Genomic DNA, 15,753 nt, shown 5'->3' on the forward strand with positions numbered 1-15,753 from the left:
ATTAGTTTTCAAAGGAGTAACTACATGAGTATTCAAAATGTGTATCTTTCTATAAAACAAGGGGAAACAGCCACAAAACAGAATAGAATTCCTATTACCTTTAATGAAACGTTGATAGGACGTATGTGGGGAAATGATTGCCCAGATATTCCTTTTACAAGTCAATATATTTCAAGAAAACATGCTTTAATTAGTTTCGATACAGAAGAAAATTACACCATTGTTGATCTCAGTAGTAAACATGGAACACAAGTAAATCATATTTTTATAGAAAAAAATAAACCATTTTTCCTTCGTGATGGCGATAGTATAACTCTTGCAAGTGGTGCAGCTGTACTTATTTTTCATAATCTATCAGAGAACTTTGGAGACACACTTGATATGCCATTAGTTTTAGATAAACAAGTTAACGATTTCAATGGTATAACTGTAAATGTAGTAAAAAGAGAAATTTTAATTGATGGCGTACGAATACATCTAACTAGTAAAGATACAGAATTATTTTTGTTGTTATATCAAAAAGCCAATAGTGCTGTTAGCTATAACGAAATTAAAGTAAATGTTTGGCCGGAACGAATGACGAATGATATTGAGCAGCCAGATGTAGGACGTGAAGAAATTAATACCCTTATATATAGATTACGTAAGAAATTAGGTAAATACGGTCAAAAGATTGTTTCTGTCCCTCGATATGGCTATATGTTTGAATTAGAAGATTAAAGATATAAAACTAATGAAAAAGAGTGTAGAATTTTTTAATGATTCTACACTCTTTTTCACAAATAATTGTATATGTATGTATTTAGATTTATATAGTTTATATTAGATTTGCTCTTACTTTTTTCTCTATAATAGTTAATTCAATATAAATTCCAATAAAAGAAAACAATGAACCCACTACAAGAATTATTGCCCATACATATACTGGTAAAATTAACAGAATGTACCCTAATATAGTTCCAACAACTAATAAATAAAACATTAAAACTCACCCTTTTTCACATTAATCAAATAAAATCAAAATTGTTTTATAAAATTATTTACTATTGTAAAGGTATTACTTCGCGCTTTTTTACTCAATATCACATTGGTAACAAAACACTGACATTGAAAAATTACTTTTATGGAATTTTCTCATTAGGGAAAGATTTTTAGTATATATTGCACTAATTAATTAGGCTAGATCAAAATAGAAACAGATGATTGAATTTCTCCAACTGAATATAAAGGAGTAGAAGCAGAAGCCAAATAGGATCACTTTAAGGTGATTAAACAAAATAAAGGGGTGTCTTTTAGTCTAAAAATCGACTATGAGACCCCCCTTTTTTATTTATGCGATTGAAATACCATAAGAACGAGCAATTTTGCCATTCGAATTTGAAGAACTAGCAATAATGACAGTTGTTCCTATATTAACTTGTTCAAAAAGCCACCTGATTTCACTATTATGCATTCGAACACAGCCTGAACTTACTGATTGTCCAATGGAACTTTCTTTATTGTTTCCGTGGATACCATATGCAGCACCAACACTTAATCCGAGCCAGCGGTTACCAAGTGGATTCCTAGGATCGCCTCCAGGAATATTTCCCTTGTACCATGGGCGGTTCTTAACTTTGTTTGAGATTACAAATTTCCCAGTAGGTGTAGGTGTTGATGACTTACCTGTTGCAACAGTAAAGGTTTTTACAAAATTACCTTTACTATACAAAGTTAGTTTATTCGTTTTTGTATTTATAATAATCAATTGACCAGTTGATAACGATGAACTATTTTTAACAGTACTTACCACTGGTTGAGAATAATGTGAAACGCGTATTGTAAGTGGTTTACTTTGATTATTACTTTGATCCTGAGCAATTACTTTAAGAATTGAATTCGCTTTTTGTTTACCAATTTTAATATTGAACTTTCCTGCTGAACTAACTGTACTATCACCGATTAGATTTTCATTCATATATACTTTTACAGTTGCAAAAGGTTCAGATTTTCCTGTTATATTCTGTGATTGATCTGTTATAGTAGAATGAGAAGTAATGGATGGTACAGTCGAATCTTTTACAATTAATAAAATGGGTTTACTTCTTACTCCTTCACTAACCCCAACGATGCTTAATTTGGTAAATTCTTTGAATGGTTTTATAGCATCATTAAATTCACCTTTTTCATTCGTTTTCACGGTATGAATTAATGTAGAATCTTTATATACTTCTACCTGACTATTTGATAGAAATAATCCTTTAATAGACGTTGATTGATTTGAAACTTGATCAATTGTTGGTACCGGTAAATCTAAAATCGTGAAATTGATTTTTTTATCAGAGATTACTAGATTTTGGTGATCAAATCTAATTGAATCAAGCTTATATTCTCCTTTTGTAAATGAATTTGTAATCTTCATTTTTCCTGAAAAAGAGTTCTCTGATGTTTTAATTAAAGTAATATTTTTTTGATCCGTCCCATTTGAAAATGTTAACGAAACTTTTTTACCGCTTTTTTTCGATTTTAAACTGATCTCAATTGTCTGACCATAAGTAGACTTTGTCGTGTTTAAGTTCATATGATCTATAAAATGAGAGAACTCATTATTGTTAAAATTAAACTTAAAAGTAGTTGCATCCGCTTTCGGTATTAGGAAAAGGATTAATAACATTCCCAGTAGTATCCATATTATCTTATTAGACATTGGCTCTCTCCTTATTTATATTAAATTACTTAACTTAAAGCCTAGGAGATTCTAAAGTTCATTTTTGTTAAGTATTAGTAACGTTATATTTCAGCAATTTCTATTTTCCATGTATCACACTCCTGAAAACTTATATTTGTATCATAGTTTTTAAATGTATCAATTTTTGTCATAGGATGTTTCAAAGTTGTAAACATTTCGTTTATTGGATTAAACAAGATAAATGGATAATAAAAATAAAAAAGCCAAGAAAAAATTCTTGGCTTTTTTATTGATATATTTCTTTGGTTTGAAATGGAATCATAAAAAAAGAAAACAGTATTATTACTGTTTTCTTTTTTTACAAGTTACTTACTATAAATGGTATAGTAATTACTGTTATTAACATTAAAATCCAATTGTATTTTTTAAGTTTATCTTCAAAATTTTGCATCTCATCTGGTGAAATTGTTTTAATGGGCTTCAATAAATCCGCCTTCTTTCTATTTAATAAATATTTAAGGATGATGTGATTATAATCTATTGATGTGAACTTAATGTGAATTTGTGATAATTTTTTAAAATTTAATATACTTTCTTGTAAAATAACCTACATTGATCAAAACTCCAAAATCGAATAGTAAACTGACTTTATCCGCTTTTTAACTAAAATCGAAAGATCGATTTTTAAAAAAACTGATGCCTCCAATGTGGCAATCAGTTTTTTTGAATTATTCTCCTTCAATTGCAGGTTCAAATGTTTTTACACCTTCACTTTTAATATAACTTATTAAACTAACTAAATCATATTTTTAGGTATAACAATCTGATCGAATTCTTCTTCTGATAAATAACCTGTTTTTAATGCAGCTTCTTTAAGCGTCAAGTTTTCGTTAAATGCTAACTTTGCTATTGTTGCTGCTTTTTCATAACCTATGTGTGGGTTTAATGCGGTTACGAGCATAAGTGAGCGATTTAGATTTTGTTCAATCACTTCTATATTTGCCTCTATGCCTTTTGCACAATGATCGTCAAATGAATTGATTGCGTCTGAAAGTAATCTAACTGACTGTAGAAAATTATAAATGATGACTGGTTTGAATACATTCAATTCGAAGTTTCCTTGACTAGCAGCGAAGCCTATTGTCATATCATTTCCCATAATTTGCGTTACAACCATTGTCAGCGCTTCAGATTGGGTTGGGTTTACTTTCCCTGGCATGATCGAACTTCCTGGTTCGTTTGATGGAATCGTTATTTCACCTATACCACTTCTAGGACCACTTGCCATCCAACGTATATCATTCGCAATTTTCATTAAATCTGCCGCCAATGCTTTTAAAGCACCATGAGTATAGACGATCTCATCATGGCTTGTTAGTGCTTGGAATTTGTTTTCTGCAGAAATAAAATGTAGTCCAGTAAAAGAACTAATTTCCTCAGCCATTTTATTTCCAAAACTCGGATGTGAATTAATTCCTGTTCCTACTGCAGTTCCCCCAATAGCAAGTTCTGCAATAAATTTCATACTATCTACAATCATTTTTTCACTTTTTTCAAGCATACGATGCCAACCACTTATTTCTTGACCTAGTGTAATCGGTGTTGCATCTTGCAAATGTGTTCGGCCAATTTTAATAATCTGTTTAAATTTATTCATCTTTTCGTTTAATGTATTTTTCAAACTTTTTAATGGTGGAAGTAATTGCTCATTAACAGCTAGAGCACTTGAAATATGCATTGCAGTTGGGAATGTATCATTCGAACTTTGAGACATATTAACATCATCATTTGGATGAATTTTTTTATTCTTTCCTTTTTCTTCTAAAATCTGATTCCCGCGGTGAGCGATTACTTCATTAACATTCATATTTGTTTGTGTACCACTTCCTGTTTGCCAAACAACCAGTGGAAAGTGATCGTCATGCTTACCTTTTAATATTTCGTTTACGGCTTCAACGATTGCATCTGCTTTTTCGCTATCCAATTTATTTAGTTTTTTATTTGTAATCGCTGCGCTCTTTTTAATAAGTGCTAAAGCATAAATTAATTGAATAGGCATTTTTTCAGTACCGATTTTAAAATTTTCAAAACTTCGCTGCGTTTGTGCTCCCCATAGTTTATCTACAGGTACTTTAATCTCACCAATTGAATCTTTTTCAATTCGATAATCCAATTTTTTGCCTCCTAGTTTTTAATTACTAAATCATATGTAAATAGAGGTATTCCAATTAATGATTTTGACATTGGTTAGCGTATAGTTGTGAAAGAATCACATGATGATTATCCTTAAAAGATTGAATTATGTAATAGTAAGTTTTAACTGTAAAATAAAAGTAAGCTAATCGAACAAATTTCGATTAGCTTATTTTTATATCTTTTATATTATTTCTTTTTTATATGATCTAAATTCATTTTTTAACAGCACATTTATCTAATTAGAATTATTTTATAAAATCAATTTCTAAAATGATATTTGAAATCAATTAGAATAAAATTGCATCTAACGCATATTTACCAGGACCAATTAAAGCTATACCAATTGCAACTGAAAGCAAAGTTAAGTTGTATTCATATCCATTTGTTGTTGCCCATAAACCATTTGGGGCATGAACTTTAATAATTGCCATCACCATTGTTCCAGCAATCATAATTCCTGCAAGTGGCGTTAATAGTCCTAATGTAAATAAAATTCCCCCAATAAGTTCAGCTAACCCTGCGAAAAGTGCAATCATTACACCTGGTTTCATGCCAATTGAATCAAACCATCCACCTGTTCCTTTCAATCCATGACCACCGAACCAGCCAAATAATTTTTGAGCACCATGACCCACAAAAAGTAAACCGATTACTAAACGAATAATTAATAAACCAATATTTATCATCTTAAAATCCTCCTAAATGTTTTTTATCTTTAATTTGAGATATATATTTTAAAAAAAATATTGCGCTGACTGATTTTTCATAGTATTTCTGAGACATATATTGCGTATAATATATTTCAATCCTTCTTTATTCATAACGATTTCCGTTGATTTAATAGTAATAATGATGTTTCAGCATTCATTCACCATAATTTTCACCTCCAAATTATTTTAAATTAAAATATCTTGAATATGAGATAATAATAAAATGAATAATCTTGGATGTCAATACTAAATAATGTATTTTAGAGATTATCTTTTTGTACCGAAATTAAGTTTCAATTCTTTTTCCTAAATAATATTTTTTTAATAATGGAGATTTTAATTTAATTCATCAATATAAAAACCTTGCTTTATTCAAACAAGGTTTTTATACAGCAATATTATGCTCCTGGAACTACTACTTGTGAGATTCTTCTACAATCGGCAATTACTAATCCTCCACTTACACTAGAAAAATAAGCTAGATTTGTGGAAGAATCTAATGTAATAAAATAGTTTACACTTTCTGATACTCCATCTACAATTATTTCACTAATAGAATAATGTGGTGGTAGCGTAGATAAAAACTCACAAATACTTCTAGTTCTACCAATTTCGTCAGTTGATCCCAAATTAATCCATCTCCCTCCTTTATCAATTAATATATTATATTGAAATACTATTTTTTTGGTTAGATTAGTATCTCTCAAGGAAATAAAATAGTTTTTAATTTTTTTTAATAGATTAATCACTGATCCACTCCGTCCATAAGCATGTCCCAATGTAGAGCAGTTCCTTTTTCTAAATTTCGATTAATTTTTTTTCCTAAGATTAAATCAATATATTTCGGAGCAAGACCATTACCTGGTCGAATTATTTTTATATTATCTTTTGTTAATATTTGACCGGCTTTTATATTTTCAGAAATATAAATTGATCTTCTAAATTGAATTGACTTTTTTTCTTCTTCTGTAGGACCAATAAATATTGTTCCTATTGATTTCCAAGCAGCTTCGGTTTCAGTAACTAGTTTTGCAAATTCATCTGGTTCCATCGAAAAAGCTGAATCGACTCCACCGTCTGAACGATTTAACGTAAAATGTTTCTCGATTACAGTACTTCCAAATGCTACGCTAGCTACTGCTACACCGATTCCTAGTGTATGATCTGACAATCCAATTTGGCATTGAAATAAGTCTTTTAAAAATGGTATCGTTCGAATGTTTGAATGTTCTGGAGATGCAGGATAACTACTAGTACATTTTAGTAAAATAAAATGTTTACAACCAGCTTCTCTAATCGTCTCTACCATTTCACTAATTTCTGAAACTGTAGCCATACCAGTGGATATGATCATAGGCTTTCCTTTAGAAGCGACCTTTTTTAAAAGAGGAAGATCATTATTTTCAAAAGATGCTATTTTATAACAGGGAACTTCAAGTTCTTCTAAAAATTCAAGAGAGCTTTCATCAAAAGGTGTACTAAAAGGAATCATATCTAATTCTTTGCATCGATTAAATATCGGTTCATGCCACTCCCAAGGAGTATAAGCTTCTTCATATAATTCGTATAAAGATTTTCCATTCCAAAGTTCATTAGCTGGATTTACCAAAAATTCATTTTTACGAATATTTAATGTCATCGTATTTGGCAAATACGTTTGAATTTTAAAAGCATGTGCACCTGCTTTCGCAGCAGCATCAACAATCTTTAATGCTCGATCAAGTGATTGATTATGATTTCCTGACATTTCTGCAATAATTAAAGGTGGATGATTTTCGCCAATTTTTTTATTACCTATTACTATTTCATTCACTATTACATGTGACCCCCTTCTTTAAAACTTCACATTTGTTATTCCAACTTTCCTTAAACAGTCCAAATAATACTAAATCGGCATACTGATTATTTTTTAAAATTTGTTTTTCAAGTCTACCTTCTTCAACAAAACCTAATTTCTTATGATAATTTAAACTTATAAAATTAATATCAAGTACATGGGCATTTAGTTTTCTCATTTTCAACACATTAAAAAGGTAGTCCAGTGTTAAAATGCCCATTACTGTCCCCGAACCACGTGGTGCTGTTTTTTCACCAATATAAAAGCCCCATTCACACGTTCCATGTTTTTTATTTATATTTGTGAATTGAATAAATCCTATAGGCTTATTTTTATATAAAAAAAGCTTTGCAATTTTTGTTTGGTCATTTTTAAATAATGCAAACCAACGATAATGCTGATCGATTGTAATGATTTCATCAGAATTCATAACAGACCTAACTCGATGACTATTTCTCCAAGTTAATACGATATTTAAATTTTCATGTTCTAAATCTATTAGTTTAAAATCTTCAATCTGTATCATTTATCCATTCAACAACTCTTTCTAGAAAACTATTTAACATATTTTCATCCATTAAATCTAAAGCCGTTTGAGACATCTTAGCTACTTTTAATGGGTTTTTTATTAACATATTCAGTTCTTGTTCAATTTTTGCAGCGGTTACTTTAGAACTTTCACCTAAATGACAGATAGCGCCTTTTTCGTTTACTAAATTGATTATCTCGATTTGATTATCTGCTGTTGCAATTGTTAATGTAGGCAGCCCTAAGTAACACCTTTCCCATGTGGTTGTTCCACCTGCTCCAATGGATAAATCAGCAAGTCCCATTAATTCTGATATATTATTTATTTGACAATGAAAATAAAAATTCGGCACTTCACTGCAAAAAGACCTAATCGTTTCATTATTTTTATTACTATCTCCTACAACAATATCAATGTGAATGTCTGAATACACTCGATTTTTCAATACTTGTATTGTTTTAAGTGTTTCACTAGTAGGATCACTTCCTCCAAAAAAAACAAGGATTCTTCTTATGTTTCCGCTTCTTTTTCGTAAATTTATTTTTTCATTCATAAATTCTTCACGAAGGATCACATACGGTAAACCTAAAAATTTTACACAGCTTTTTGGAATTAAATCATCATACCGATCTTTACGGTTTGAAATGTTTTGATCAAGAATAATATGACAGAAATGACTTCGGTTTGCTAAGTCATCAATAACGATGATCTCTTTTCCTGTCATTCGATAAAATAGATTTTCCCATTTAGAATCAATCGAATAATGGTCAATAATTAAACAGGATGATGAAGGATCCGACATCATAATCTTTACTGTTTGAAGTACATCAGTCTTCCAATCTACTTTTAACCAAGCTTCATACGAGTTTTTGAGTTTTTTGTGCTGCTGTTTAGTAGTTAGGTAAGGCAGTACACATAATTTATATCCTCTATCTACAATTAAATGATTTATATTCCCGGGTAAATCTCGACAAATAAAAATAATATTGATCCCAAATTTAGTAAATAGATTAGCTAGAGTTAAGCAGCGCATAACGTGACCAGTTCCAATTTCATAAGAAGCATCAACTCGAAAAAAAATACTTTTACTTTTCATTAAATCACTCTATTTTCTTTTGTTTAATATGTTGATTTATCATTAATAATTGAGGCTTCTTATCAAATAAATCGTATAAATCCTGTATTGTAAAAAATGGATTTTTTGGATAAAGTTCTTCCATAATCTTACTAATTAAAATAAAATCCTCTCGTGTATCAACTGTAAGTCGCAGATGACTTTTATCCGTTTCTTGAAGTACTTGTCTAATTTTAAAATTTCCTGAATTGTATACATATGGAGTTACATGTTCCCTGAAGGATTGAGAAAGGTTTAATCGATTGATTGACTCGATTAAAGAAAAAGACATTACTTCAATGTCCATTCCTATTGGGAAACTTCGTTGAATTGTATTTGAGGCATAATCAATTTGATTCATATTGATCATATATTCATTGATAACAAGATCAATTATATTGGGGTCAATTAAGGGACAATCGGAAGTAATTCGAACAACAATATCCGCTTTGTAAATGGATGCCGCTTCGTAATATCTAGACAAAACATCTTCTTCCGAGCCTCTATAGTATGACAAAGACATTAATTCACAAAAATCTACTATTTCTTGATCAATATCATTTGTAGTAGTTGCTATCACGATTTCATTAATAAGTTTTGACCTTTTTACTCGTTCTACTTGGTAGGCTAATAAAGGTTTATTCAAAACTTTTAGAAGAACTTTTCCAGGTAATCTTGTAGAACCCATTCGTGCTTGAATGATTGCTACTACTTTCATTTTCACTCTCCTTTTTAATTAATGCAATTTAGTCTTTTAAAGACTGATTTTTCCTTGAAAAATAATTTATGACTTTTTTAACTGCATTTACGACGTCTATAGAGTCTTGATCACTCATTCCTGCATGTAATGGCAGTGTAATGAATTCTTCATAACATTTTTCGGCAATCGTACAAGTTCCAAGCTTATAGCCTAAATTTTGGTAATAAGGATGATAGTATACAGGAACATAATGAACGTTTACTCCTATATTCTCTTTTTGTAATGCCTCATATATTTCTTTACGACTTCCAGTTAATTCATAACTTCGAAGTTTTATGATAAAGAGATGCCAACTTGAGTCATCTTGAAATTCTTGGTATGGCAAAGAAATTTCGTTCAATGTAGCTAATTCTTTGTTATAAAATTTGGCAATTTGTTTACGTCTAGCAATATACGAATCTAACTTTTTTAATTGTGAAATTCCAAGAGAAGCTTGAATATCTGTCAATCTATAATTAAAACCTAATAATTGCATCTCATAATACCACGGACCATGGTTTTCAATTAACATTTCTTTCGCTCTAACAATTCCGTGAGATCTAAATTGCAATAATTTTTCATAATAGTGTTGGTTATTTGTCGTTATAATACCACCTTCTCCTGTTGTGATATGTTTTACTGGATGGAAACTAAACATTGTCATATCACCTACAGACCCTATTTTCTTATTTTTATATTTTGCTCCTAGGGCATGAGCGGCATCTTCTATTAAAATTAAATTGTTTTCTTTAGCAATTTTACAAATACTTTCAAGATCAGCTGGCTGACCTGTAAAATGTACAGGTATAATCGCTTTCGTATTTTTTGTAATTTTATCCTTTATTAGCGACGCATTTATATTATAAGTTTTTGGATCTATATCAACAAATACAGGTATTCCACCTTGATATAAAACACAATTTGAAGTTGCAGCAAATGTCATTGGAGTTGTGATAACCTCATCTCCCTTACTAATTCCTGCAGCGAAACATGCACCATGTAACGCAGCAGTACCACTTGAAAAGGCAACTGCATATTTAGCTCCTGTATAATCTGCTATTTCTCTTTCAAACTGTTCAATAGTAGGCCCCGTCGTAAGAAAATCACTACGTAATATGCTTATGACTGAATGAATGTCGTCTTCATTTATTACTTGTCTTCCATAAGGCAAGTAATGATCACGTATAGGTTGTCCACCATGAATTGCTAACTTTTCCTTATCCATTAGGTGAATCACTCTCATTGTATAAATTTTTTTTAATCCAATTTTCAGTTTTTAATATCCCTTCTTCAATAGACACTTTAGGACTCCAAAGCATCATCTTTTCTGCCTTTTGAAAATTACATAATAGTTTTGGAATTTCGCTTTGAGGATGAATATGAGGGATATGATTAATAGGAACTTGATTTTGGGCAATCTTTTTTGCTAAGTCATTTATTGATAGATCTTTTCCGCTTCCTGCATTAATGATCTCGCCATTTAATAGGTCGTTATATCCAGCTTCTACTACAAAATCTGCACAATCTTCAACATAGAGTAAATCTCTTGTTTGAGTTCCGTCACCATAAATATTAATCGGTAATCCTTTTAATTTGTTATGAATAAAGATGGAAACTACGCCCCCTTCTCCACCTGTTCTTTGAAATGGTCCATAAGTGTTAAAAGGTCTTAAAACAACTGCTGGTAAACCATATGAAAAATAATAAGACAAAACCATATTTTCAGCTGCAATTTTGGATCCGGCATAAGGTGAAGCTGGCTTTGTTGGCGATTTCTCACTGATTCCATCGTCACTGTATGCTTTCTCATAAACCATACATGTGCTCATGAAGACCATTTTTACTTGATATTTCCTGCATTCTTCCAACAAATAAAAAGTAGCAAGCGTATCATTTATAAAAGTTGTTTCAGGATCATCAATACTATCTTGTACATTAATACTGGCTGCTAAATGATAGCAAATATCAAATTTTATTGTTTTAAAAAGTTCTTGTATTGAAAATCGATCTTGCAAATCTATAATTCTTAATCCTTTGAGATTTTCATCACCAATCAATTCATTTACATTTTCAATGGATGAATTAGATAAATTATCTACGATCCACACTTTTTGACCATCTTTTAATAACCGTCGAACTACCCACCTACCAATAAATCCACTTCCTCCGGTAACTAAAACATTCATTAAATTCCTCCTTAAATAAGATTTTCCTGTAAAATGATTTGTCTTACTTGTTCTTTATTTAGTTGGATTTGACCTTCAGAACTATAAGTTCCAGGTTTCGTTTTGTTTGCTCCTTTATAGATCTTTATTGTAGAAAAAAATGAAGGGATAATATATAAATCTGGTAATTCAAACGAGACAAGCGATTCTTCATAAGTCATTAATTCTTCGTACTTTTTTTCTCCGGGTTTTAAGCCGATCTCATTAATTTTTATATTCTTACGATCAATTCCAAATTTGTTAGATGTTTCTTCAATGACGATTTCTGCTAAATCTTTTAAATTTATGACTGGCATTTTTAATATAAACGTTTCCCCACCTTGAGCAATTTTAAGTGATTCGATTGTTAGTTTAGTTGCTTGTTCTAATGTCATCATAAATCTTGTCATGGATAAATCGGTTACAGTTACGAAATTTTTCTCTTTTACTTGCTTTATAAATAAAGGAATGACTGAACCTCTGGATCCAATTACATTTCCAAAACGGACACTTGAAAAAATCGTATTTTTCGAACCCTTTGAATATTCCGCTGAAGATATAAGCTTTTCTGCAGTAAGTTTAGTTGCTCCATAATTATTTGTCGGTGAAATAGCTTTATCTGTACTTGTAAAAACAACCTTTTTAACATTTTGATTTTTCGCCGCAGAAATCACATTATATGTTCCAATTACATTTGTAAGTACTGCTTCAAATGGATTGTATTCACAAAATTCAACATGCTTCATTGCAGCCGTGTGAAAAACATAATCAATATCTTCCATTGCACTTAATACACGATCATAATTTCGTATATCACCAATTAAAAACCTAAGTCTAGAGTCATTATTAAATTCTATTTTCAAATTAAATTGCTTATATTCATCTCTACTCAAAATTCGGATAACATCTGGTTCTTCACGTAAAAGATGTTTTACGATGTTTTTACCGATTGTGCCTGTCCCACCAATCACTAAAATTTTTTTATTCTTAAAAAACATATCTACTTTTCACCCCGTGCTATTTTAGATACTAGATTAAATAGTTCTTTTCCTGAATTCGTTACATGATAGGAATCCATTAGAAAATTATTTATCGCTTTATTATATTTATGTTTTTCCTCTGCAGATTGAAAGTAAGCTAATAAAGTATTTACTAATTCTGTTGGGTCACATTGAGCGTATTTACCTAATCGATCAAAGTAATCATAGTGACGATTACTCATAATAAAATAATAAACAAAAGTTGGCTTATTAAATAAGTAACTTTCTAACGCTACAGTTGACAACGATGCTAGTACTAAATCTGTATTTGAAATTAACTCATGTGTATTGACAGTTCGATCTGTTATTACATGGACTGAATTATAATCTCTTTTTAAATCCAAATACAACTTCACTCGGTTCTTTGCTAGTTCCCACGGATGTGGCTTTATTAACAATTGGAAACGTTTATTACTCACTAGTAATTCAACCATTTTTTTAAAATTACATTCATTCATATTTGGGCCAGTAGCGATTAAAATCGTAATTTTTTTTTCATCTAAATTATACTTTTTTAAGAATTCATTATGAGCAGCCTTTGGATATACAAAAATGTCATCATATCTAGGATGACCGATCGTTGCAATTCTTCCGGCCTCAAGACCACGTTTCGTATACCATCTTTTTTCATATTCACCATAAACAGCGACGTGACTAGTAAATACAGGAATGAAAGCTTCTTCACCCATAAGAATACCGTGTTGAAGACATATGCTTGGAATACCTTTCATTTGCCCAACTATTCCAAGTGCACGACTATTCATATCCTCTGATGTACCTACTAAAACTGTAGATATTGGAATCCGTTCGTATAGATTAAAAACAGTTTCGATCGCATCAACAATTAATGGAATTCTTTTGATAAATGTATTGATAAAAAATGAATTACCAAATGCAGGATGCTCCTTTAAATTACGAAATATTTCACAAGCACGGTCAATTAAATTTTTAGAATTCTGGTTTGTATCAGATTTAAAATTTCCGATGAATAAATTGGGTATCTCTGAGTAATTCTCACTTTTTGAACGAGATAATATGACTGTATTTTCTTTAGAGAATACTTGATTCAATTTTTTTCCAGTTATCCTAATATAATCTAAGTTAATAAGCACTTTACCTTTTTCAAGAGTTCTATTTGAATTTTTGAGAGGAATTAACAAATCATTAAAAAATGGTTGTATTTGAGTTGATTCAGTGAGGTTCGCATGTTTTAACTGCAAATGGAAATTTTTTTTCTCCATCGACATTTTAAGATCTTCGTCAATTTGTTGATAAAAATTTGTCATAATAGCGATTGGTACATCTCTATATTTTAGCTCTTTAAAAACATTTATAAATTCGCTATATAACAACCAATAATTTGAGAGATAAATACTCAAGCTATCCCTCCATTTTCTTTTGATTTTTTCTTAAATCTTATATCTTCTCTCAATTCTTTACATGTTCTTTGTGGAGGTAGCATTTTTATGAACTCACTTTTTTGTTGTTGTGCCAATTGAAAATGAATTGATTTTTCTGTAATAAAATTATCATCTAATATTTCTCTAATTGGATAGAAATCCCAAAAATGATTTAATCTCCAGAAAAATCGTGCGTCCCCAATTCGATAAAACGTTGGATCTACATCCCAATAGGAACCAAATTTTTCATAAATAATAGGTAATATCGACTTCCGATGCATAATAGAACAATGGTCAATTTGACAAGACGCTATCGAGACGATTCCACTTGTCCCTCTTAATTTTGTATGAATGACTTCCTTATCTTCATTTAAAAATTAACTAAGGATGCTGAATAAGTAATCATCACATTAGGATTTTCATCTAAATAACTTACCATTTTTTCTAATCTATTTTTTCGATAACAATTATCATCAGTTGCGTACGAGATATATTCCCCTTGTGCTTTATTTAATGCTTGATTTATTAACTCAGCATATCTAATTTTCTCAACTCTTTCTTCTAAAGTTTTTACATCACTTTGATAGAATCTTATTCGATCATCTTTCAAAAACGGTCTAATTTTCTTTAATGTATCTTCATTGGAATTATCATCCATCAAGATTAATTCAAAATCAGAAAATGTCTGGTTTAAAATAGATTGTAAAGACTTTGCGATATATTCTGGCTTGTTATAACTAGTCATTATGATTGAAACCTTCGTCAAAAAATCCCCACCTTTTTTAAAAATACTCTATACTGTATGCGTTGTTTACTATAAAGGTAATAGGAAATAAATACTATATTAGTAATATTTAATAGAAAGAGGTAAAAAAAGAGTGATTCGTCTCACTTTTTAGGAAAAACAACTCACTCTTTTTATCTATTTAATAGAAAACTGTTTATATACTAGTTAAATCTATCAATTTAAGTCTACCATTAAATAGACAGTCACATTTTATATTCTATTCATATAATAGTTTTGAATTGAAAAATGATAAAGGGGTGGGTAAAAATTGAGTAGTTTCCGACACTTAATTGAAAATTTAATACCTGGACAAGTTATTGTAATCACTACCGATTCAGGTGACACGATTGGACCAGCACAATTCGTTACCTTTAATAATGAGACAGGAATTATTATCTTAAAAGAATTCAGTTCTTTGTCGCCAAGTGATGAAGTAGTTGTAACCTTAATCGCATCTAAAATTGAATCGATTAGATTTCATTAGCGTATGAAAATCTTTTATATTCATTCTGGTTATGTAGGGATCTAT

General features: G+C 30.3%; 14 protein-coding genes and 1 pseudogene. 2 read left to right on the forward strand and 13 right to left on the reverse strand.

The genetic code is table 11. From position 1 onward, the window contains the following. Nucleotides 1-24: 24 nt before the first annotated feature. Nucleotides 25-720: an FHA domain-containing protein gene (locus B6K90_RS17070; protein WP_088013970.1), complete on the forward strand. Its 696-nt coding sequence runs from the start codon at nucleotides 25-27 to the stop codon at nucleotides 718-720. A gap of 610 nt (nucleotides 721-1,330) precedes the next feature. Here B6K90_RS17070 and B6K90_RS23810 read toward each other — a convergent pair. The 13 genes and pseudogenes from B6K90_RS23810 to B6K90_RS17135 all read right to left on the reverse strand — a co-directional run bounded on the left by B6K90_RS23810 (nucleotide 1,331) and on the right by B6K90_RS17135 (nucleotide 15,203). Continuing rightward, nucleotides 1,331-2,686: a L,D-transpeptidase family protein gene (locus tag B6K90_RS23810; RefSeq protein WP_167555410.1), complete on the reverse strand. Its 1,356-nt coding sequence runs from the start codon at nucleotides 2,684-2,686 to the stop codon at nucleotides 1,331-1,333. 778 nt (nucleotides 2,687-3,464) lie between these two features. Then, complete coding sequence (fumC, locus tag B6K90_RS17080; protein ID WP_088013971.1) at nucleotides 3,465-4,841, reverse strand: class II fumarate hydratase; 1,377 nt, start codon at nucleotides 4,839-4,841, stop codon at nucleotides 3,465-3,467. A gap of 310 nt (nucleotides 4,842-5,151) precedes the next feature. Further along, the gene (locus B6K90_RS17085) at nucleotides 5,152-5,550 is read right to left on the reverse strand and encodes a DoxX family protein (protein WP_088013972.1); all 399 of its coding nucleotides are present in this window, start codon (nucleotides 5,548-5,550) and stop codon (nucleotides 5,152-5,154) included. Between the two features lie 422 nt (nucleotides 5,551-5,972). Continuing rightward, nucleotides 5,973-6,203 carry a hypothetical protein gene (locus B6K90_RS17090; RefSeq protein ID WP_139840752.1) on the reverse strand — a complete coding sequence of 77 codons (231 nt, stop codon included), beginning with the start codon at nucleotides 6,201-6,203 and terminating at the stop codon, nucleotides 5,973-5,975. A gap of 116 nt (nucleotides 6,204-6,319) precedes the next feature. Beyond that, nucleotides 6,320-7,387 carry a pseudaminic acid synthase gene (gene pseI / locus B6K90_RS17095; RefSeq protein ID WP_088013974.1) on the reverse strand — a complete coding sequence of 356 codons (1,068 nt, stop codon included), beginning with the start codon at nucleotides 7,385-7,387 and terminating at the stop codon, nucleotides 6,320-6,322. Then, nucleotides 7,380-7,937, reverse strand: coding sequence for a UDP-4-amino-4,6-dideoxy-N-acetyl-beta-L-altrosamine N-acetyltransferase (pseH, locus tag B6K90_RS17100; protein WP_088013975.1), 558 nt, complete (start codon nucleotides 7,935-7,937; stop codon nucleotides 7,380-7,382). The genes pseI and pseH overlap by 8 nt, the downstream gene beginning before the upstream one ends. After that, the gene (pseG, locus tag B6K90_RS17105; protein WP_088013976.1) at nucleotides 7,924-9,036 is read right to left on the reverse strand and encodes a UDP-2,4-diacetamido-2,4,6-trideoxy-beta-L-altropyranose hydrolase; all 1,113 of its coding nucleotides are present in this window, start codon (nucleotides 9,034-9,036) and stop codon (nucleotides 7,924-7,926) included. The genes pseH and pseG overlap by 14 nt, the downstream gene beginning before the upstream one ends. A 4-nt stretch (nucleotides 9,037-9,040) precedes the next feature. Further along, nucleotides 9,041-9,772, reverse strand: coding sequence for a cytidylyltransferase domain-containing protein (locus tag B6K90_RS17110; RefSeq protein WP_088013977.1), 732 nt, complete (start codon nucleotides 9,770-9,772; stop codon nucleotides 9,041-9,043). Nucleotides 9,773-9,800: 28 nt separating this feature from the next. Then, complete coding sequence (pseC, locus tag B6K90_RS17115; protein ID WP_088013978.1) at nucleotides 9,801-11,018, reverse strand: UDP-4-amino-4,6-dideoxy-N-acetyl-beta-L-altrosamine transaminase; 1,218 nt, start codon at nucleotides 11,016-11,018, stop codon at nucleotides 9,801-9,803. Further along, a complete protein-coding gene (locus B6K90_RS17120; protein WP_088013979.1) occupies nucleotides 11,011-11,979 on the reverse strand; it encodes an NAD-dependent epimerase/dehydratase family protein in 969 nt (322 codons plus the stop codon). Before B6K90_RS17120 ends, pseC begins: the two co-directional genes overlap by 8 nt. A gap of 11 nt (nucleotides 11,980-11,990) precedes the next feature. Beyond that, nucleotides 11,991-12,995: an SDR family NAD(P)-dependent oxidoreductase gene (locus B6K90_RS17125; RefSeq protein WP_088013980.1), complete on the reverse strand. Its 1,005-nt coding sequence runs from the start codon at nucleotides 12,993-12,995 to the stop codon at nucleotides 11,991-11,993. A gap of 2 nt (nucleotides 12,996-12,997) precedes the next feature. Next, nucleotides 12,998-14,416 carry a CDP-glycerol glycerophosphotransferase family protein gene (locus tag B6K90_RS17130; protein ID WP_088013981.1) on the reverse strand — a complete coding sequence of 473 codons (1,419 nt, stop codon included), beginning with the start codon at nucleotides 14,414-14,416 and terminating at the stop codon, nucleotides 12,998-13,000. Then, nucleotides 14,413-15,203: pseudogene (locus B6K90_RS17135) on the reverse strand (glycosyltransferase family 2 protein). Before B6K90_RS17135 ends, B6K90_RS17130 begins: the two are co-directional and overlap by 4 nt. Nucleotides 15,204-15,492: 289 nt before the next feature. Between B6K90_RS17135 and B6K90_RS17140 the strand changes: the two are divergent. Further along, entirely contained in the window at nucleotides 15,493-15,708 is a 216-nt protein-coding gene (locus B6K90_RS17140; RefSeq protein WP_088013982.1) for a CGEA protein, read from the forward strand. Nucleotides 15,709-15,753: the final 45 nt, after the last annotated feature.

It is taken from the genome of Gottfriedia acidiceleris (assembly GCF_002128425.1).
In the GTDB taxonomy this organism is placed as follows: Bacteria; Bacillota; Bacilli; order Bacillales; family Bacillaceae_G; genus Gottfriedia; species Gottfriedia acidiceleris.

Coding starts and splice junctions, on each gene's coding strand:
- B6K90_RS17125 (WP_088013980.1), bottom strand. CDS start 12,995: ATGTTTTTTAAGAATAAAAAAATTTTAGTGATTGGTGGGACAGGCACA.
- B6K90_RS23810 (WP_167555410.1), bottom strand. CDS start 2,686: ATGTCTAATAAGATAATATGGATACTACTGGGAATGTTATTAATCCTT.
- B6K90_RS17085 (WP_088013972.1), bottom strand. CDS start 5,550: ATGATAAATATTGGTTTATTAATTATTCGTTTAGTAATCGGTTTACTT.
- B6K90_RS17110 (WP_088013977.1), bottom strand. CDS start 9,772: ATGAAAGTAGTAGCAATCATTCAAGCACGAATGGGTTCTACAAGATTA.
- pseH (WP_088013975.1), bottom strand. CDS start 7,937: ATGATACAGATTGAAGATTTTAAACTAATAGATTTAGAACATGAAAAT.
- B6K90_RS17070 (WP_088013970.1), top strand. CDS start 25: ATGAGTATTCAAAATGTGTATCTTTCTATAAAACAAGGGGAAACAGCC.
- pseG (WP_088013976.1), bottom strand. CDS start 9,036: ATGAAAAGTAAAAGTATTTTTTTTCGAGTTGATGCTTCTTATGAAATT.
- pseC (WP_088013978.1), bottom strand. CDS start 11,018: ATGGATAAGGAAAAGTTAGCAATTCATGGTGGACAACCTATACGTGAT.
- B6K90_RS17120 (WP_088013979.1), bottom strand. CDS start 11,979: ATGAATGTTTTAGTTACCGGAGGAAGTGGATTTATTGGTAGGTGGGTA.